The sequence below is a fragment of the Nocardia coffeae genome, from assembly GCF_019890715.1.
Taxonomy (GTDB): domain Bacteria; phylum Actinomycetota; class Actinomycetes; order Mycobacteriales; family Mycobacteriaceae; genus Nocardia; species Nocardia jiangxiensis.
Genome location: NZ_JAINZY010000001.1, coordinates 1442014 through 1460438, shown reverse-complemented (window position 1 = coordinate 1460438; position 18425 = coordinate 1442014). Strand labels below are relative to the sequence as shown.

The following is an 18425-nucleotide window of genomic DNA, read 5'->3' as shown; positions in this document are numbered from 1 at the left end:
CAGGTGGCCTCCGGTTGGTTTCGCGTGGCTACCAGGTGTCGCAGCGCGTTCGGTCGGCGGTCAGCAGGATTCGGGCCGATTCGGCGACGTCCGTTTCCAGCCAGGGGGGTAGTTCCCCCTGGCGGGCGTGCCGGCGGAGGGTGGCGTTGGGGAGGTCGACCACGGCGTTGGCCACCCGGTCCAGGTCGCGGGGGGCGGTGCTGTGGAACAGGTCTCGGGTGAGGCGTTGGATGTGGCCGAACAGGGGCGCGTTCATCTGCTCGAGGCGCTGGCGCAGATCGGATTCGGGTTCGCCGTCGAGTAGGTCGCGGGGGCGCAGTTGGAGCAGGAGTTTCGCGTCCTCGGGTAGGGCGCGGGCGAAATCTATTGTGGATACCGCCATTCCGACCGCGGCCTCGAGCGGGTCGGGGTGTTCGGCGGCGGCCAGGGCGCGGGCCTGGAAACGCTCCAGGGCCCGCATCCAGGTCGCGACCAGGACGCCGTTGCGATTGCCGAACCGGTGGTAGAGCGTGCCCACCGGCGCACCGCTGGCCGCCGCGATCGCGGCGACGCTGGCCGCGCGCGGACCGTCCCGCAGTACCAGACTGCGGGCGGCATCCAGGATCGCGTCGGTGTCGTGCTTGCGGGGTGGGGCCATCTCCAGGGCATTCCTCGGTCGGGAAGCGGAACTCCGATGGCACCACAGACTAGTCCCGCCCGGACCTGGCACGAGGTCCGGGCGCGGACTGTCGATTACAGGAACAGGTCGGTGGTGAGCGGTCCGTCGCCGGGGGTCACCCGGTACTTGTCCAGATCGGTGATGCCGTGTTCGGCGAGCACCTCGTCATCGATGTAGAAGTTGCCGGTGGCGCTCTTGGCAGGTGAGGTCAGCACCAGGTACGCGGCGTCGGCGTAGATGTCGGGGGTGCGGGAGGTGGAGACCATATCGTCGCCGCCGAGCAGATTGCGGACCGCGGCGGTGGCGATGGTGGTGCGCGGCCACAGCGAGTTCACCCCGATGCCGTACTTGCGCAGTTCCTCGGCCAAACCCAGTGTGGTGAGCGACATTCCGTATTTGGCGATGGTGTAGCCGAGCGAGGCTCCGGCCCATTTCGGGTCCAGGTTCAGCGGCGGCGAGAGGGTCAGGATGTGCGGGTTGCGATCGGCTTCGGCCGAGGCTCGCAGTGCCGGAATGCTCAGTTTGGACAGCAGGAAACTGCCGCGGGCGTTGATGTCCTGCATCAGGTCGTACTTCTTCATCGCCAGCTGTTCGGTGGGCGCGAGATCGATCGCCGAGGCGTTGTTCACCACGATGTCGATACCGCCGAAGCGGTCCACGGTCTCCTGTACCGCCCGCGCGACGCCCTCGTCGTCGCGCACGTCGCCGACGAATTTGTGCACGGCGCCGCCCGCTTCCTCGAGTTCGGCGGCGGCGGTGTGGATGGTGCCGGGCAGTTTGGGATGCGGCTGATCGGTCTTGGCGATCAGGGTGATGTTGGCCCCGTCGGCGGCGGCACGCTTGGCGATCTCGAGTCCGATGCCCCGGCTGCCGCCGGACATGATCATGGTCCTGCCCGCTAGCGGCTTTGCTGCGTTCGTCATGCCTGTCTCCAATCTTCTCGGCGTCGCTCCCACTCGATGATCTCGAATGAGTCGCCGCCGGTGTCCGGATCGACCTGAATCGCAGACTAACCTGTGTCTTTGGCCTCCGCTTCGCTCCGGCGGGTTCGCGGCCCCCTGAGTCTCACCGTTCGGCCCCGTGTCGGGTACTCGTTCCTCGCACCCGCCACGCGTCCGATCGGCGAGACGGGCCGCGAACCTTGGAGTTGGCCTCCGCTCCGCTGTGGCAGTTCGGCTCCGGGCGGCTGCTACGAAATCGTATGCTGGACAAGGGGAATCACCGGCGCACAGGCCGTCGATGTTGGTATCCGCCCGCGGCGGCGCGCATGCGAGAGCCCCGAAGGTGTCGCGATTTCTGCGCCGCGTCCACAAGGATCGCGCGGGCCGGGACCCAGCCGGTATCGAACAGCCGTGCATACCCAGCGAAAGACGGCCGTATTCCAGCCGTGCGGACAGAGGTCACGTCGACGGTGAGAACGGCACAGGTGCGACCGGACCGGTAGGGCGGTCCGGTGCCTGCGCGCGGGAACTCAGCGCAACGGGTAGCGGAGTGAGATATGTGCGGCGATGGGGGTCGCCTCACCACCTCGCAGTCCGGCCACCTCTGTCCGGAAATTCGCCTTCACGTATCTCACCTCCTGCCCTTCGATGGCTGCTGAACTGTGATACCTACTGTCGCAGTCCATTACACGGACCGCAACGGAATTTAGCGTCGGCTCTTACGCGGCCAGGCCGACGACGAGCTCGAGCAGGATCAGGACCGCCAGGATGCCCCAGATGATGTACATGGCCGTGACGCCGGGCGTCTTCTGCGGTACCGGGCCGATCGCGCCCTTGAGCATCCACATCACCGGTGAGCGGTAGTAGACCTTCGTGCTCTGCCCGTCGGCGACGGGTACGACCGCGTCACCCGGGCCGAAATCCCAGAGCCATTTGGTCTTGACCTGCACGTGGTACTGACCCGCACCGACGGGGATATGCGTTGTGCCCCAACGTGATCCGGGCACTTCCTGCCCGTTCAGCAGGATTCGCGGGCTGCTCAGCGCGAGCAGGGCCTGGAGCGGGTAGTACGACGCCTCGACCACGATTCCCGGCGGTCCGGGCTGCGGCTGGAAGACATCTGCTTGCGGCGCACCGTAATTCGGCTGCGGGTACGGAGCGGGTTGGGCGCCGTAGGGATTCACCGGACCGCCGAACTGCTGTGGCACACCGGGATTCGGCGCGCCGTAACCCGGCTGGGGTGCACCCTGCGGCGGATACCCGGGCTGCGGGTAGCCCGGCTGCGGCACACCCTGCTGCGGAATTCCGGGCGACGAAACATTCTGCTGCTGTGGATAACCGGGCTGCTGATAGCCGACCTGCGGGTAGCCCGGCATGGAATTGCCTTGCGGCTGTGGATAACCCGGCTGCGGAACCGCGGCCTGTCCCGGTCCGGTCTGCGGCTGCGCTGCCCCCTGCGGGTGGTGTCCGTTGGGCGACTGTGGCGCACCGGGACTCGGCTGTGGGCTGTTCGGCTGCCAGGGCTGCCCGTAGGGTGATTGTCCGCCGTAGGGGTTGCTCACGGCCATGCCTCCAAAAAGTACTGGTCTATCCGGGTTTGTGGAACTGCTCGCGCCGCCCGAGCCGCCGCAGGCGCAACCATTCTCGCAGACCCGCCGGATCTTTCTGCTGTACCAGGAAGAACCAGGAGAATCGGGCCCACTCCTGCGGAAGCAGTTTGCGCATACCGGGTTGGGCCATGAGGTATCCGCGATTGCGGTAGGTGAAGTACCGCTTCACCGGATCGTCCGGATACTGGGTGTGCATGCGGCCGCCCAGAATCGGCTTGAATTCCGCGGACCCGTTGGGGTGCAGATAGGCCGTGCGCAGACAGGTGCCGAACGGCAGACCCGAACGCACCAGCCGCCGATGCACCTCCACCTCGTCGCCGCGCACGAACAACCGCAGATCCGGCACGCCGATCACGTCCACTGCGCGAGCGGAGATCAGCGCGCCGTTGAACAGCGAGGCGATCCCCGGCAGCAGATCCTCGTCGCCGTCCGCGGAGGTGTACAGCTCCGAACGCCGACGCCGCCACACCACGCCGCGGCGCAGCGGGAAGGCCAGCTGATCCGGGTCGTCGATATCGCAGACCACGGGGGACACCTCGGCCAGCCCGTTCTTCGTCGCGCAGTCGGCCAGCGTGGCCAGCACCTCGGGTCCCTCGGGACGTCCGTCGTCGTCGGCCAGCCACACCCAGTCCGCGCCGAGGGTCAGCGCGTGCAACATGCCGAGAGCGAAACCGCCCGCGCCGCCGAGATTGTGCTCCGAACCCAGATAGGTCGACTCCACCGGCTGCTCGCGCACCAGTTCGCCGACCTCGGGCTCGTTGGCGTTGTCCACGACGATCAGATGATCGATCGGCCGGGTCTGCGCGGTGAGCACCTTCAGCGATTCGGCGAGCAGCTCACGGCGTTTGTGCGTGACGACCACCGCGACGATCCGGGACGTTGGGCCGGGAGGAGGCAGCTGCGCGCCGTCGCCCGGGACCTGATCACTCATGAACGATTGTGCTCCAGTTCCCGTGCGAGTTCGCGCTGTATCTGGGCGACGTGGTCACCGGCCTCCGGACCCTCGTAGGCCCGCACCACTTCCTCGATGTCACCGCGCATCCGCACCGTGCCGTGATCGATCCAGATCGCGGAATCGCAGAGCTGCGCGAGGAATTCGTTGGAATGGCTGCAGAACACCAGGATGCCCGAGCGGGCCACCAGATCCTGCAGCCGGTTGCGCGCCTTCTTCAGGAACTCGGCGTCCACCGCGCCGATACCCTCGTCCAGCAGCAGGATCTCCGGGTCGATGGAGGTCACCACGCCCATCGCCAGGCGCACCCGCATACCGGTCGAATAGGTGCGCAGCGGCATGTTCAGATATTCGCCGAGTTCGGTGAACTCGGCGATCTCGTCCACCTTCGAGAGCATCTGCTTGCGGGTCTGTCCGAGGAACAGTCCGCGAATGATGATGTTCTCGTATCCGGAGATCTCCGGATCCATGCCGACGCCCAGATCGAACACCGGCGCGACCCGTCCGCGCACCTGCGCGCTGCCGCGGGTGGGTTCGTAGATCCCCGAAAGCAGGCGCAGCAGTGTCGATTTGCCCGCGCCGTTGTGCCCGACGAGCCCGACCCGATCGCCCTCGGAAAAGGACAGGGTGATCTCGCGCAGCGCCTCGACCACCACCACGTCGGATTGATTGCGTCCGATCGCGCCGCCCGCCTTGCCCAGGAACGCCTTCTTCAGCGATCGCGACTTGGCGTCGAAGATCGGGAATTCCACCCATGCGTCATGGGTTTCGATGCTCACTCGCTCGGTCATATGGCCCTTTACACCCAGTACGGGACGCGAGAACGGAACTGCTTCATGGCCAGGATCGCCACTGCCCAGCCCACCACGGTGATGCCCAGCACCACAACCCAGCTCAACAGGCTCGACGGCTCACCCAGCAGCGGCGCGCGCACGATCTCCAGGTAGTGGTAGGTGGGAATGATCTCGATCAGCCGGGCGCGTTCGCCGACGGCGCCGGCGTGGTCGGTGAGCGATTTGGTATTCCACATCACCGGCGTCAGCACGAACAGCATCAGCGTCATACTGCTCAGAATCGGCGCGATATCGCGGTAGCGGGTGGCGAAGATGCCGAACACCAGCGTCACCCACATGGCGTTGAGGAAGATCAGCGCGATCGCCGGAATCGCCAGCAGCACACTCCAATGCAGGTGATGCCACAGGCCGGCGACCGGGATCAGGATCACGTAGATGATCAGGTTGTGCGCGAAGAACAGCAGTTGCCGCCACACCAGCCGGTAGACGTGCACGCTCAGCGCCGACGGGAGTTGTTTGATCAACCCCTCGTTGGCGATGAAGATCTCCGAACCCTCGAGAATGCTGTTCGAGATGATGTTCCAGGTGATCAGGCCGACCGTCACATAGGCCACGTAGGCGCGCAGATCCTGGCCCAGCAGCGTCGAATACAGCACCGCCATCGCGCCCGCCTGGACCGCGGTCGCGATCGTGATCCAGAACGGACCCAGCACCGATCGCCGATAACGCTGTTTGATGTCCTGCCAGCCCAGCGACAGCCATAGCTCACGCTGGGAGAAGCCGTCGCGCAGATCCTTGAAGGCACGTCGGAAAGATTGGGAATCGGACACTATGGCTACCGAGACGTCGGCCGGGCTCTGTTCGGCGACCGCCGACTCGGCAGGGGCAGCTGCAGGCACAGTGCTCGACTGTAGCGGACTGTGTCGATCGCTCTACAGGTACTGACCGGAGACCCCCGAGGAACCTTGCTGACCACCGTCGCGCGGAACGTGCATACCGGGCGGCAACGCGTGACGCATCTGTTCGAGCTGGGCGCGGGCGGCCATCTGCTGGGCGAACAGCGCGGTCTGAATGCCGTGGAACAAACCCTCCAGCCAGCCGACCAGCTGGGCCTGGGCGATGCGCAATTCGGCGTCGGAGGGGATGGTGTCGTCGCCGAACGGCAGCGCCAGCCGCTCGAGCTCCTCGCGCAGCTCCGGCGCCAGGCCCTGTTCCAGCTCGCGGATCGAGGTCTTGTGGATCTCGCGCAGCCGGGTGCGGCTGGCATCGTCCAGCGGCGCGTGCCGCACCTCTTCCAGCAGCTGTTTGATCATGGTGCCGATCCGCATGACCTTGGCGGGCTGCTCGACCATATCGGCGAGCGACTCCTCCTTGGCCGCGTCGTCACCGGCCTCGGCGTCGCCCTCGCCGACCACCTGACCGGCGAGCGGCGATTCACCCCGGGAACTGGCAGGGACGACCAGCGGCTGGCCGTCGGGTCCGATCACCACGATGGAATCCGATTCTCCGTCCGAGTGCGTCATGACCTCCATCATGTCCGGTTGGAACGCGATGCGCTAAGTGAGGTTGGATCCGCGGCCGCAGCGCTACGAACCGACTGCCCGGAGACGAGACAACCCCGGCCCGGCCTGGTTCGGATACCTCGGAAAACGCCGACCGCGAACACGCCGGAGCGGAGCGGAGGCAAATTGAACCCAGTATTCTGTTGCCGTCTTGTTCGCATCAGGTGTGGTGCTCGGTTTGCTGAAAGTCGGTTACCCATGTTGCGTGATCTCCCACCCGGTAGTCCGCTCGCTGCGGGTTCCGAGGTGCCGCGTTCGTCAGTCGGCGACCGGTCGTTTGCCGTGAACACGGTTACGCCGACTTGCCCCGTGCGCTTAGAGTGGCCTGCATGACTTACGACGTCGCACGGGTTCGGGGCCTCATACCGTCCCTGGGCGACGGGTGGATCCATCTCGACCCGCAGGCAGGCATGCTTGTTCCGGATTCGGTATCGCGCGCCGTCTCAACGGGTTTCCGCACGTCGGCCTTTTCCCATACCAATCGTCACGCCGCCGCCAAGCGCAGCGGCGCCATCCTGGACGCGGCCCGCGAGGCCGTCGCGGATCTGGTCGGCGGGGATCCGGCGGGTGTGGTGCTCGGTCCGGATCGGGCGGTTCTGCTCGCCTGGCTGGCCGAGTCGCTGAGTTCCCGGCTCGGGCTGGGCACCGGGATCGTGTTGTCCCGCCTGGACGACGAGGCGAACGTCGCGCCGTGGCTGCGGATCGCGAATCGGTATGGCGCGCATGTGCGCTGGGCCGAGGTGGAGATCGAGACCTGTGAGATGCCCGCCTGGCAGTTCGAGGAGTTGATCGGGCCGACCGCGCGGCTGGTCGCGTTGACCGCCGCCTCGCCGATCGTCGGTTCGGCCCCGTCGGTGCGGGTGGCCGCCGATCGTGTGCACGAGGTCGGCGGGCTGCTGGTCGCCGACTGCTTCGGCGCCGCACCCTACGCGCTGATCGATATCGACGATCTGAACGCCGATGTGGTCGCGCTGTCCGCTCCGGCGTGGGGCGGTCCGCAGATCGGCGCCCTGGTGTTCCGCGATCCGGCCTTCCTGGACCGGATTCCGTCGATGTCGCTGAACCCGTACGCCAAGGGCGCCGAACGGCTCGAGGTCGGCGGGCATCAGTACGCCCTGCTGGCCGGGCTGACCACGTCGATCGACTATCTGGCCGGGCTGGACGAGCAGGCCACCGGGACCCGGCGCGAACGACTCGAGATGTCGATCACCTCATTGCAGGACTATCACGACCACCTGTTCGAGCACCTCATGGAGGTGCTCGATCGCATCCCGAACCTGACCGTCATCGGCCGCGCGTCCACCCGCATCCCGACGGTGAGTTTCACCATCTCCGGATTGCAGGCCGAGAAGGTGTCCGCCAAACTGGCCGATCTGCGGATCGGCACGTTGTCGGGTGCGCACGGCGGCAGCCGCCTGCTCGACGCGCTGGGCGTCAACGACGAGGGCGGTGCGGTGACCATCGGATTGGCCCCGTACACAACGAAATTCGAGATCGATCAGCTGGGCCGAGCACTCACCTCACTGGACTGACGAGCCTCCCCGAGCTCAGTCCTCACGGATTCGCAGGATGACCTTGCCGACGGTTTCCGCGGAATCGAGCAGTTGATGCGCGCCGGCGGCCTCGGTAACCGGAAGTTCGGCGTGCACGACCGGGACCACGGTGCCCTCGGCGATCAGCGGCCACAGGTGGCGGTGCAGTTCGGTGATGATCTCGGCTTTGCTGGATCGGCCGGTGGCCGGGCGTTTGCGCAGGTTGGTGGCGTGCACGGTGCCGCGTTTGCCCAGCAGCGTGGACAGATTCAGCTCGCCCTTGACCCCGCCCTGCATGCCGATGACGCACAGCTGTCCGTCCTCGGCGAGGGCCTCGATGTTGCGGCCCAGATAGGCCGCGCCCATATTGTCGAGAATGACGTCCGCGCCGCCGGATTCGGCGAGGGTGGCGACGAAATCCTCTTCGCGGTAATTGATCAGGATGCTCGCGCCGAATTCCTTGCAGCGATCCAGTTTTCCCTGAGATCCGGCCGTCACCGCGACTCGCGCACCTCGGCTGACCGCCACCTGAATGGCGTGCGTCCCGATCCCGCTTCCGCCGCCGTGGATCAGCAGCAGCTGTCCGGCGCGCAGTCCGGCCCGCATGACCAGATTCGACCAGACGGTCGCCGCGACCTCCGGAAGCGCCGCTGCCACAGCCAGATCCATCCCCTCGGGTACCGGCAGCAGTTGCGTCGCCGGAACCACCACCTGCTCGGCGTACCCGCCCCCGGACAGCAGCGCGCACACCCGGTCACCGGGATGCCAGTCCCGCACACCGTCCCCGACCTGCGCGATCACTCCCGAACACTCCAGCCCGAGCACTTCGCTGGCACCCGGAGGCGGCGGATAGAACCCCTGCCGCTGCAACAGGTCGGCCCGGTTCACCCCCGCCGCGGTGACGTCGATCAGAACTTCCCCGGCTCCCGGACCAGGCAGATCAGGGCTCTGCGCCCACCGCATCACCTCGGGCCCACCGAAGCCGTCCAGTTCGATCGCATACATGACGCTCATTGTGAACTCCGCTCGCCGCGGATGCGGCCCCGGGCCTCGCCGGGCGTGCCCGGTTCCGGCGGATTCGCAGGTTGTCCGCGTTCCGGAGTCGAGGGGGCTTGCATTCACCTTCCGGATGTCGACCTCGCGTGCCGACGATGATCGGCTCCCGCGGCGATCTGTGACGGATGTGCCGGTCGGTGGCCGTAGGCTAGCGTTCCCGGCATGAGCAGCTTCGCCGACTTCCAGAACGAGATCTATCTGGCCGGATTGTCCGGTGTGGTGCCGGATCTGCCGATGTCCGCCGCGGGTTTGGAGCAGCGGGCGCAGGAGCAGTTGGACGCGGTGGCCTACGCCTACGTCGCGGGTAGTGCGTCGGCGGAGCGGACTGCCGCGGCGAACCTGGCCGCCTTCGATCGGCATCGGCTGCTGCCGCGGATGTGGCGCGGGACCAGCGGTCCGGGCGGGCGGGATCTGTCGGTGGAGGTGCTGGGCACCAAGCTCGCCGCGCCGGTGCTCACCGCGCCGATCGGCGTGCTGGAACTGTTGCGTGAACAGGGCGAGAAGCTGGTCGCGGAGGTCACCGCGGAATTGGGTGTGGGCATGGTCCTGTCGACCGCGTCCTCCACGCCGATCGAGGAGGTCGGCGCGGCCGCTGGCGCGTGGTGGTACCAGCTGTACTGGCCGGACGACCACGACCTGGCTCGGTCACTGGTCGAGCGTGCCGCCGCGGCCGGGGCGCGGGCCATCGTCGTCACCGCCGACACTCCCGGAATGGGTTGGCGGCCACGCGATCTCGAACTCGGTCATCTGCCCTTCCTGCAGGCGAAAGGCATCGCGAACTACCTGTCCGATCCGGTGTTCCGCGCCAAACTCGCCACCCCGCCGGAGGAGAGCGAGGAGGCGATGCGGATAGCCGTGCTGACCTGGGTGGGGCTGTTCGGCAATCACACCCTGCGTCCCGCGGACCTGCGGCGACTGCGCGAATGGACCGATCTGCCGATCGCCGTGAAGGGTGTGCTGCATCCCGCCGACGCCCGCGAACTGGTCGACGCGGGTGCGGACGCGATCGTGGTGAGCAATCACGGCGGCCGTCAGGTGGACGGTTCGATCGCGGCGCTCGATGCCCTGCCGGAGGTCGTCGCGGCGATCGGCGACCGCGCCGACGTGCTGTTCGATTCCGGCGTGCGCACCGGTTCGGACGTCATGATCGCCCTGGCGCTGGGAGCCAAGGCCGTGCTCTACGGCCGTCCGTGGGCGTACGGCCTCGGCCTGGCCGGTCGCGACGGCGTGCGTCACGCGCTGCGCCTGCTGCTGGCCGATTTCGATGCGTCGATGGGACTTTCGGGCTACGCCCGCCCCGGCGACCTGGATCGCACTGTGCTGCGGAGCGCTCGGTGAGGTTCGGTTCGGCCAATACACTGTCCGGATGATCAAGGAACCGGTCGGTCGCATGGCGGTGGAGCCGAGGTGGCTCAGCTCGGCCGAGCAGCGGGCCTGGCGCGCCTACATGGACGGTCATCAGCGTCTGATGGCGGAACTGAACCGCCAACTCCAGCGCGACAACGACCTGAGCGTCGCCGAGTACCGCATCCTGGTCCTGCTGTCCGAGGCCCCCGACCGCTCCCTGCGGATGAGCGACCTGGCAGACGGCGTCCTGTCCTCCAGAAGCCGTCTGACCCACCAGATCCGCCGCATGGAAACCGCCGGCCTGGTCCGCCGCACCTCCTGCGAGGAGGACGGCCGAGGCGTCCGCGCCCACCTCACCGACGAGGGCATGGAACGCCTCCGGGCCGCCTCCGCCGGCCACGTCGACGAAGTCCGCCGCGACTTCGTAGACCTACTGACCCCCACCCAACTCCGCGTAATCGCCGAAGTCTTCGAACTCATCGACACCGAACTCTCCACGCGCCCGACGAAATAGGGTGCGAGCCGCCCGGCGGTCCGCGTTGTGATGCTGCGGACCGTCAGGCGCCGCGTCGTGATCAGTTGGTGCCCAATGTATTTCGCAGAGTGGTGACCGCCTGGGTGATGGCGGCTTCGGCGGCGTGGGTGCCGCGCAGGGCGTTGAGCATGACGAAGTCGTGGATGATGCCCTGGTAGCGGATGGCGGTGACCGGAACTCCGGCCTGGCGGAGTTTGTTGGCGTAGGCCTCGCCTTCGTCACGCAGGACGTCGGCCTCGCCGGTGATGACCAGCGCCGGGGGGAGTCCGGCGAGTTGGTCGAGGGTGGCGCGCAGCGGTGAGGCGGTGATCTGGGCGCGCTCGGTTTCGTCGGTGGTGTACTGATCCCAGAACCACTTCATGCCCTCGCGGGCGAGGAAGTAGCCCTCGGCGAACTGGTGGTAGGAACCGGTGTCGAAGCTGGCATCGGTGACCGGGTAGAACAGCACCTGCGCGACCAGCGGGACATCGCCGCGCTCCTTGGCCATCAGGGTCAGCGCCGCGGCCATGTTGCCGCCGACGCTGTCACCGGCCACGGCGATCCGGCCGGAATCCAGATTCTTCCCCGCGCCCTCGGCGACGACCCACTGCGCTACGGCGTAGTTCTGCTCGATGGCGACGGGGTAGCGGACATCGGGCGAGCGGTCGTACTCGGGGAAGACCACGGCCGCGTGCGCACCGACCGCGAGCTCGCGGACCAGGCGGTCGTGGGTGTGGGCGTCACCGAAAACCCAACCCGCCCCGTGGATGTAGAAGATGACCGGCAGGGTGCCCTCGACACCGGCGGGCCGCACGATCCGAGCCTTGACCGACCCGGTCGGCCCACCCGATACGGTGACCCACTCCTCGTCGACCGCGGGCTTGGCGATCTCCCCGGCCTGAACCTCGTCGACGGTCTTGCGGCCTTCCTCGACGGGCAGCTGAAAAAGGAACGGCGGCTTCGACGTGGCCTGGGCGAACTCGGCCGCGGCCTGCTCGAGCACCGGCGCAACGGGCGTGTACTCCGACATCTCTGCTCCTTTTCTGCGGCAACCCCGGTGGTTCCCGCTGGAGAGAAACCTATCGCACGATTACCTCGTGCACAAGTAGAATGTGCCCGTTGAAATTGCCTGATCGTCGATGTAGCGTCGATTCGATGAGTAGGAACACCGGCGAGGGGCCGCCACGGGAGTTCTCCCTGATCCTGGACGACCAACTCTGCTTCGCCCTCTACGCGGCCTCCCGCGCGGTCACCCAGCGATACCGCCCCCTGCTCGAGAACCTCGGCCTGACCTACCCGCAATACCTGGTCCTGCTGGTCCTCTGGGAACACGACACCGTCCCCGTCAAGGACATCGGCGCAGCCCTCCAACTCGACTACGGCACCCTGACCCCACTGGTGAAACGTTTGGAGACAGCAGGTTTCGTCCGCCGCGAACGCGACCCCGACGACGAACGCACCGTCCGCGTCAGCCTCACCGACCGCGGAGTCGACCTGCGCGAACGAGCCCGCGAAGTCCCCGCCGCCATGGGTGCGGCAATGGCGTTGCCGGAGAACGACTTCACCGAAGCCAAACGAATCCTCCGCCAGCTGACGATCAACGTCTCCGGGCAATCCTGATCCGGGCGGGAAGCCGCGCCCGACACCGCGAAACTCCTGCGGTACAGAGGTCTCGGTCCCCGAAGTTCGCCCCTCGTATGGATTCGCGGGCTTTTCTTTACAACGCCTGGTACGCCGCAAGCACCTGCCGCACGGCATCCGTCACGGGCGGTTCCTCGCTGAGTGCCGTCCAGGTGTAGGCGCCGTGCTCCTGGAGCAGCACAGGATCAGCGTCGGCGACGTTGACCGCGAAGTTGAACTGCCGCGACTTCTTACCGCTGCCCGACTGGTAGTCGAAGCTGCCGAGATAGGCGCTCATGGCCGTGACGTCGAGACCGGCTTCTTCCTTGACCTCGCGGACCAGAGCTTGGTCAAGGGCTTCACCGAGTTCGACCTTGCCGCTCGGCAGTTCCCAGATGCCGCCCATGAAATCGTCCTCGGGACGTTGCAGCAGAAGCACTTTGCCGTCGTGTTGAACAACGGCACCGACCACGAGTTGCTGGATGCCGTCGCCGCTCGCTTCGGTGGTGAGTCGTTCGATCAGGTCGGGTTCCATGAAACTCATCCTTTCAGGTGGTCGACATCTTCTCGGGAATGCAGATCGCTCTGTCGCTGACCGAACCGGCACCGGTCCGATCAAGCCGCTTGTCCGCCAGAGCCCGAGTTCTCTCGGTGTGCTGAGTGCTGAATGGGAAGGAGAGGCGACGAATAGTTCCCCTGGCCTGAAGCCGTGCCACGCTCGGAAGTCTTCGGTTATTTGCCCATTCTGGGTGAGAATTCGTCTCTCGGGTAGCCCTGTCTCGGGCACAGGACCCGAGTTCGGCATCCGTTCGGACGATGCATGAGCGACCTCTCGATGACAAGGGCCTGAATGCTCTATTCCTCGCCCGATCCTGATGGCAAGTTCGGTGACTCGGTGAAGATCACGGTTCGGCATGCGAGAGATCCTGCTATCGAGGGGACTTTGTGAAGATATTCGCCACCAATTCAAATTCGGTCCTTGATCCAGGAAGCAGCCGAAACCGGCCGAAAATACTGCGTTTCGCCGTGCTGACGGTCGGTATCGTCGGTGCGACTGCAGGATGTGCGGCGAGTTCCGATAGGGCTGTGCCACAGAATATTTCGGCGAGTAGCGCGGCGGTCGCGATATCGGCTTCCGTAACACCAGCATCGACCCTCGTGCCCACCTCGAGTGCGGCGACGCCGACGAACACGTCATCCGCGGGTGCCATTGCCGCCACGCGACTGATGCCCCATGTCGTATGCATGAATCTGCAGGACGCACAGAATGCGATTCATGCTGTCGGAGTCTTCTTCTCCCGCTCGCGGGATGCCACCGGCGCCGGTCGACGGCAGATCATCGATCGCAACTGGATCGTTGTCGCCCAGTCGCCAGGCCCGGGAACCCCGATCACAGAGGGAAGCGCGGTTCTTTCGGTCGTGAAGAACGGCGAACCGAACTCGTGTGGCTGAGCCGACAAGATGTGCGGTGGGTGTGGGATTTGAACCCACGGTGGCGTGAACCACGACGGTTTTCAAGACCGTTCCCTTAGGCCGCTCGGGCAACCCACCTCGCCTCGCGTGGGATGCGTGGCCGTTTCAGGGTAGCGGCGGGAGGGGTGGGTTGCCGAATCGGCGGTTCGGGGGTGCAGGAGAGGGCGTGTCGCCTCACAGGAATGATTCAGCGGACTCTGGCAGGATGTCGGCCATGAGACGCCGTTGGAACCGGCGTCGGTTAGCCGGCGCTCTCGCGTGCGCCGCACTGTTGGTCGGTGCGGCGGCGGGGACGGTGCCGACCGCGTTCGCCGGTCCGCCGGTGAACAGCGGATCCTCGGACGGTCCCGAACCACAGGCGCCGGTGGACAATCCGCGACCGGTCGCCGCGTCGATCGACCACATCCAGAAGATCACCGATCGCCGGCTGAAGGTGTTCGTGCGCTCGCCCGCGATGGGACGCACACTGCCGGTGGAGATCCTGCTGCCGAAGAACCGCAGCGCACCGCGCCCGACCCTGTACATGCTCGACGGACGCAGTGCGAGCAACGAGGTCAACAACTGGACCAAGTACGGCGGGGCGGTGCAGTTCTTCGCGGACAAGGACGTCAACGTCGTGCTCACGCTCGGCGGCCCGGCCAGTTACTACACCGACTGGCACCATCCGGACCCGGTGTTGGGCAACAACAAATGGGAGACCTTCCTCACCCGTGAGCTGCCCCCGCTGATCGACGCGAAGTTCAACGGCAACGGCCGAAAAGCCCTCGAAGGTGTGTCGATGGGCGCGGAGGCCGCGATGATGCTGGCCATGCGGCATCCGGGCGACTATCTCGCGGTCGCCGCGCACAGCGGTTGCTACGCGATGGGTTCGGACGTCGGCCAGGCGCAGGCCCGCGCGATCGTCAGCACCTACAACGGGAATCCGGACAACATGTTCGGCGGCCAGGACAATCCTGCCTGGCTCGCACACGACGTGATGACGCACGCCGGCGAGTTGCGCGGTACGGCCCTGTACCTGTCGGCGGGCAACGGTATGCCCGGCCCCTTCGACGGCCCGAGCAATCCCGATTCGCGCACCTCGGTCATCTTCGGCGGCCCGCTCGAGGCCGGTGCCTACGCCTGCACGATGGCGCTGGCCGACCGGCTCGAGCGCATGCAGATCCCCGCGACAGTGGATCTGCGCAAGGTCGGCACGCACTCCTGGCCGTACTGGGCTGCCGAGTTGCCGCGGGCCTGGCCGACGCTGGCCGGTGCGCTCGGCATTCGCTGAGGCACGAGACCTGCGGCGGGCCAGGCTCTCCGGCCGAACCCGCGGCTTCGCCGATCAGCCCAGGAAGCGTCCGGTGATCTCCGGATTCGTCGCGAACGCGAGGAACTTGTCGTTCTCGTGCGGATCACCCGCGGTCACCCGCACACCATCGGTGCCGTAAGGCCGCACCAGCACCCCGGCCTCCGCGCTCGCCTCACCGAATTCCGCACTGCGCGAACCCAGTGCGAGCCAGACGAAGTTGGCTTCGCTCGGGACGATCGGATATCCGGCCGCCACCAGCGCCGCACGCATTCGATCGCGTTCCGCGACAGTGCGGTCGGTGCGATCGAGCAGTTCGTCGCCCGCCTCGAGGCAGGCCATCGCCGCCGCCTGGGCGAGACGGTTCACGCTGAACGGGATGTGCACCTTGAGCAGCGCGGTGATCACCTCGGGATCGCCGACCGCGTAGCCGACGCGTAGCCCGGCCAGGCCGTAGGCCTTCGAGAACGTCCGCAGCACAAGCACATTCGGGCGGTCACGGCCGATCTCCACGCCGTTCGGGTGCTCCTGCGCGGGCAGCCGCAGATATTCGTAGTAGGCCTCGTCCAGGACCACCAGGATGCGCTCGGGCACCTTGTCGAGGAACCGGATCAGTTCGGCGCGGCCGACCGCGGTACCGGTCGGATTGTTCGGATTGCAGACGAAGATCAGTCGCGTGCGATCGGTGATCGCCGCAGCCATCGCGTCGAGATCGTGCCCGAGGCCCTCGGTCAGCGGCACCTGCACGGACGTCGCATTGCCCACCTGCGTGACGATCGGATACGCCTCGAACGACCGCCACGCGAACAGCACCTCGTCGCTCGGCGAATCGCAGGTGATCTGCACCAGTTCCTGGCACAGCGCGACACTGCCGCAGCCCACCGCGACCCGCTCGACCTCGATGCCGTGGAACTTCGCGATGGCCGCCCGGAGTTCGCCGGACTGGTTGTCCGGGTACCGGTTGGCCTGTTCGGCGGCTTCGGCGATGGCCTTGGCGACGGTCGGCAACGGTCCGAGAGTGGTCTCGTTGCTGGCCAGTTTCACCGCGCCGGGATGGCTGCGGCCGGGGGAGTAGGCCGGGATGGACTCGAGGTCCGGACGAATACGAGCGCTCACCCCTCCACATTAGACGTGCGGCGCGACTGCGATTACCGGGTGGATGCCGTGGGTAATTTCGCGCCCGAATATCGGGCATACGAGTTGTCCGGAACGTTACCCAACCGAACTATTCTGGTTTTCATGCCGGGCAGCTATCACGACAACGCGCCCCTGCGCGCCGGCGACCCCGCTCAGGCGCAGGACGGACAGGCCACGACAATCGCGCGAGTACCTATTCGGGTGATCGAACCGGACCGGCGTGCGCGCGGCGGAATCGTCCTGCTGCACGAATCGCGCGAATTCGCCGAAACATTGCTGGAGCTGATGACGGCGCTCTCGGCCGAGGGCTGGATCGTGGTGGCGCCCAACCTGTTCCACCGTGAGGCCGCCGACGATCAGATCTTCGGCGAGGAGTTGTTCGCCGATTTCGACGCCTGTTTCGACTGGCTCGTCGGACGTGGCGTCTACCCGGATCTGACCGGAGTTCTCGGCTTCGACAGCGCCGGAACCGCCGCATTCCTGGTCGCCACGAATCGACAGATCGGCGCGGCGGTCAGCGTCGCCGCACCCGGTATCGACGAGCCGCTCACCGAGCGCGCGGACGCGCTGATCCGGGCCGCCGCGCAATTACAGGCCCCCTGGCTCGGCCTGTACGGCGCGGACGATCCGGTCATCCCCGCCGACCAGGTCGAACGTCTGCGTGAGGCCGCCGCGGCCGCCGCCGTGGCGACCCTGGTCGTCAGCTACCCGGGTCTGGGGCACCGCCCCGATCGTCTGGCCTTCGACCCCGCGGATGCGGACGAGTTGGTCTCCGCGCACACGAGAATCTTCGATTGGTTCGATTCTCACCTACGTTGACCAGCCGTTTTGCGTCCTGAGCTGTTGCTCTGTACTCTTTCGTCTCGGCGGTTCGAAAGGACCGGGCCCTCGGAAGAGAAGGCTCCAGGAGGCGTGCCAGAGCGGCCGAATGGGACTCACTGCTAATGAGTTGTCCCTTCACGGGGACCGGAGGTTCAAATCCTCTCGCCTCCGCCACGTCCGGTTCGCCGGACACACAACTTGATAGATCTGCGCCCGTAGCTCAACGGATAGAGCATCTGACTACGGATCAGAAGGTTAGGGGTTCGAATCCCTTCGGGCGCGCTGGTAGGAGGCCCTTTTCGCTCACTGCGGAAGGGGCCTCTTCCGTCCCGTGTGCCAACGGTGGGATTGGCGACGACGGGCTCGCATTTGTGATTGCGCAGATCCGGGGCGACGGCGAGCCGATCGTGGTCGTGCGCGTGCGGGATGTTGGCGCCGTGAAGGCGACCAGCTGACCTCGGACATGAAACGGGATGCCTTGGACGGTGGGGCGCTCGCTGTATCGGGACCAAGTCCTCAGTTCGTTCGAATTCGGCACGAAACCTTGCTACTTCGTGGGTCGGGTCGCTGGCCAGGTCGGCGTGCTGGTCGCGCTGTCTCCTACCCACCCGGGTGAACTGGTCGCCCTGACCGCTGTCTCGGTCGAAGCTGTGCGCGTGAACTGAGTACGCGGGATGCTGATCGAAACCGGCGAGATCGATCGCTGTTCACTATTAAAGTGCAGTAGAGTAGATCTACTGCACTTTAATGGTAGGTGGACCATGGCCAAGCGTGAAATTGCTCCGACCCGTGGGGCAGCTGATGCGTTGAGTGTGCTCGGTGCGCACATCCGGCTTGCCAGGCATGACAAGAACTGGAGTGCTGCTGACCTGGCGGCGCGTGTCGGTGTGGGGCCGCGGACGATTACGGCCATCGAGCGAGGGGCGCCGGGAGTCGCTGTGGGGACGGTATTCAGTGCGGCCTCTGTTGTGGGCGTTCCGCTCTTCGCCGCGAGTAATGACGAGTTGGCTCGGCTTCGCAGACGAGGGCAGGAGCGCGTTGCGTTGATCCCTGCTCGGGAATACCGGCCGCGTTCCAAGGGAGACGACGATGGCCTCGATTTCTGACGGCAGTTCTCCT

The 18425-nt window shown here is 66.4% G+C and carries 19 protein-coding genes and 3 tRNA genes; 10 read left to right on the top strand and 12 right to left on the bottom strand.

The annotated features are described in order from the left end of the window. Positions 1-28 precede the first annotated feature (28 nt). The 7 genes from K7711_RS06305 to K7711_RS06275 all read right to left on the bottom strand — a co-directional run bounded on the left by K7711_RS06305 (position 29) and on the right by K7711_RS06275 (position 6478). Positions 29-637 (bottom strand): TetR/AcrR family transcriptional regulator, encoded by a 609-nt coding sequence (locus K7711_RS06305; RefSeq protein ID WP_222965635.1) that lies wholly within the window; start codon positions 635-637, stop codon positions 29-31. A 95-nt stretch (positions 638-732) separates the two neighbouring features. Then, positions 733-1581, bottom strand: a complete 849-nt coding sequence (locus K7711_RS06300) for an SDR family oxidoreductase (RefSeq protein ID WP_222965633.1) — start codon at positions 1579-1581, stop codon at positions 733-735. Positions 1582-2318: 737 nt separating this feature from the next. Then, positions 2319-3167: a hypothetical protein gene (locus K7711_RS06295; protein WP_222965631.1), complete on the bottom strand. Its 849-nt coding sequence runs from the start codon at positions 3165-3167 to the stop codon at positions 2319-2321. A 19-nt stretch (positions 3168-3186) separates the two neighbouring features. Beyond that, on the bottom strand, positions 3187-4140 hold the full coding sequence (gene glfT1 / locus K7711_RS06290; RefSeq protein WP_222965629.1) for a galactofuranosyltransferase GlfT1: 954 nt from the start codon (positions 4138-4140) through the stop codon (positions 3187-3189). Beyond that, a complete protein-coding gene (gene wzt, locus K7711_RS06285; protein WP_222965627.1) occupies positions 4137-4952 on the bottom strand; it encodes a galactan export ABC transporter ATP-binding subunit Wzt/RfbE in 816 nt (271 codons plus the stop codon). Before wzt ends, glfT1 begins: the two co-directional genes overlap by 4 nt. A gap of 8 nt (positions 4953-4960) precedes the next feature. Then, the gene (gene wzm / locus K7711_RS06280; protein WP_372460099.1) at positions 4961-5854 is read right to left on the bottom strand and encodes a galactan export ABC transporter permease subunit Wzm/RfbD; all 894 of its coding nucleotides are present in this window, start codon (positions 5852-5854) and stop codon (positions 4961-4963) included. 33 nt (positions 5855-5887) lie between these two features. Continuing rightward, entirely contained in the window at positions 5888-6478 is a 591-nt protein-coding gene (locus K7711_RS06275) for a bacterial proteasome activator family protein (protein ID WP_222965625.1), read from the bottom strand. A gap of 368 nt (positions 6479-6846) precedes the next feature. Between K7711_RS06275 and K7711_RS06270 the strand changes: the two genes are divergently transcribed. Then, complete coding sequence (locus K7711_RS06270) at positions 6847-8049, top strand: cysteine desulfurase-like protein (RefSeq protein ID WP_040817337.1); 1203 nt, start codon at positions 6847-6849, stop codon at positions 8047-8049. 15 nt (positions 8050-8064) lie between these two features. On the opposite strand, the gene K7711_RS06265 is transcribed toward K7711_RS06270, so the two are convergent. Continuing rightward, positions 8065-9054 carry an NAD(P)H-quinone oxidoreductase gene (locus tag K7711_RS06265; protein WP_222966752.1) on the bottom strand — a complete coding sequence of 330 codons (990 nt, stop codon included), beginning with the start codon at positions 9052-9054 and terminating at the stop codon, positions 8065-8067. A gap of 213 nt (positions 9055-9267) precedes the next feature. Here K7711_RS06265 and K7711_RS06260 point away from each other — a divergent pair, with 213 nt between their 5' ends. Next, positions 9268-10443 (top strand): alpha-hydroxy-acid oxidizing protein, encoded by a 1176-nt coding sequence (locus tag K7711_RS06260; RefSeq protein ID WP_222965623.1) that lies wholly within the window; start codon positions 9268-9270, stop codon positions 10441-10443. 28 nt (positions 10444-10471) lie between these two features. Beyond that, positions 10472-10966, top strand: coding sequence for a MarR family winged helix-turn-helix transcriptional regulator (locus K7711_RS06255; protein ID WP_235746584.1), 495 nt, complete (start codon positions 10472-10474; stop codon positions 10964-10966). Between the two features lie 61 nt (positions 10967-11027). Here the strand turns inward: K7711_RS06255 and K7711_RS06250 are convergent, their stop codons facing one another. Beyond that, positions 11028-11996 carry an alpha/beta hydrolase gene (locus tag K7711_RS06250; protein ID WP_222965621.1) on the bottom strand — a complete coding sequence of 323 codons (969 nt, stop codon included), beginning with the start codon at positions 11994-11996 and terminating at the stop codon, positions 11028-11030. A 125-nt stretch (positions 11997-12121) separates the two neighbouring features. Between K7711_RS06250 and K7711_RS06245 the strand changes: the two genes are divergently transcribed. Next, positions 12122-12586 carry a MarR family winged helix-turn-helix transcriptional regulator gene (locus K7711_RS06245; protein WP_222965618.1) on the top strand — a complete coding sequence of 155 codons (465 nt, stop codon included), beginning with the start codon at positions 12122-12124 and terminating at the stop codon, positions 12584-12586. 97 nt (positions 12587-12683) lie between these two features. Here the strand turns inward: K7711_RS06245 and K7711_RS06240 are convergent, their stop codons facing one another. Next, the gene (locus K7711_RS06240) at positions 12684-13121 is read right to left on the bottom strand and encodes an NUDIX hydrolase (protein WP_222965616.1); all 438 of its coding nucleotides are present in this window, start codon (positions 13119-13121) and stop codon (positions 12684-12686) included. Between the two features lie 710 nt (positions 13122-13831). Between K7711_RS06240 and K7711_RS47365 the strand changes: the two genes are divergently transcribed. Continuing rightward, the gene (locus K7711_RS47365; protein WP_235746583.1) at positions 13832-14038 is read left to right on the top strand and encodes a PASTA domain-containing protein; all 207 of its coding nucleotides are present in this window, start codon (positions 13832-13834) and stop codon (positions 14036-14038) included. A 14-nt stretch (positions 14039-14052) separates the two neighbouring features. Here K7711_RS47365 and K7711_RS06230 read toward each other — a convergent pair. Continuing rightward, positions 14053-14137, bottom strand: a tRNA-Ser gene (locus K7711_RS06230). 136 nt (positions 14138-14273) lie between these two features. On the opposite strand from K7711_RS06230, the gene K7711_RS06225 reads away from it, so the two are divergent. Continuing rightward, positions 14274-15329, top strand: coding sequence for an alpha/beta hydrolase (locus K7711_RS06225; protein WP_222965614.1), 1056 nt, complete (start codon positions 14274-14276; stop codon positions 15327-15329). A 54-nt stretch (positions 15330-15383) separates the two neighbouring features. Here the strand turns inward: K7711_RS06225 and hisC are convergent, their stop codons facing one another. Beyond that, positions 15384-16463: a histidinol-phosphate transaminase gene (gene hisC / locus K7711_RS06220; RefSeq protein ID WP_222965612.1), complete on the bottom strand. Its 1080-nt coding sequence runs from the start codon at positions 16461-16463 to the stop codon at positions 15384-15386. A gap of 123 nt (positions 16464-16586) precedes the next feature. Between hisC and K7711_RS06215 the strand changes: the two genes are divergently transcribed. The 4 genes from K7711_RS06215 to K7711_RS06200 all read left to right on the top strand — a co-directional run bounded on the left by K7711_RS06215 (position 16587) and on the right by K7711_RS06200 (position 18412). Beyond that, complete coding sequence (locus K7711_RS06215) at positions 16587-17303, top strand: dienelactone hydrolase family protein (protein WP_222965610.1); 717 nt, start codon at positions 16587-16589, stop codon at positions 17301-17303. An 87-nt stretch (positions 17304-17390) separates the two neighbouring features. After that, positions 17391-17480: transfer RNA gene (locus tag K7711_RS06210), tRNA-Ser, on the top strand. A gap of 35 nt (positions 17481-17515) precedes the next feature. Next, positions 17516-17588 (top strand) — tRNA-Arg (locus K7711_RS06205). A 479-nt stretch (positions 17589-18067) separates the two neighbouring features. Beyond that, positions 18068-18412, top strand: a complete 345-nt coding sequence (locus K7711_RS06200; protein WP_222965608.1) for a helix-turn-helix domain-containing protein — start codon at positions 18068-18070, stop codon at positions 18410-18412. Positions 18413-18425: the final 13 nt, after the last annotated feature.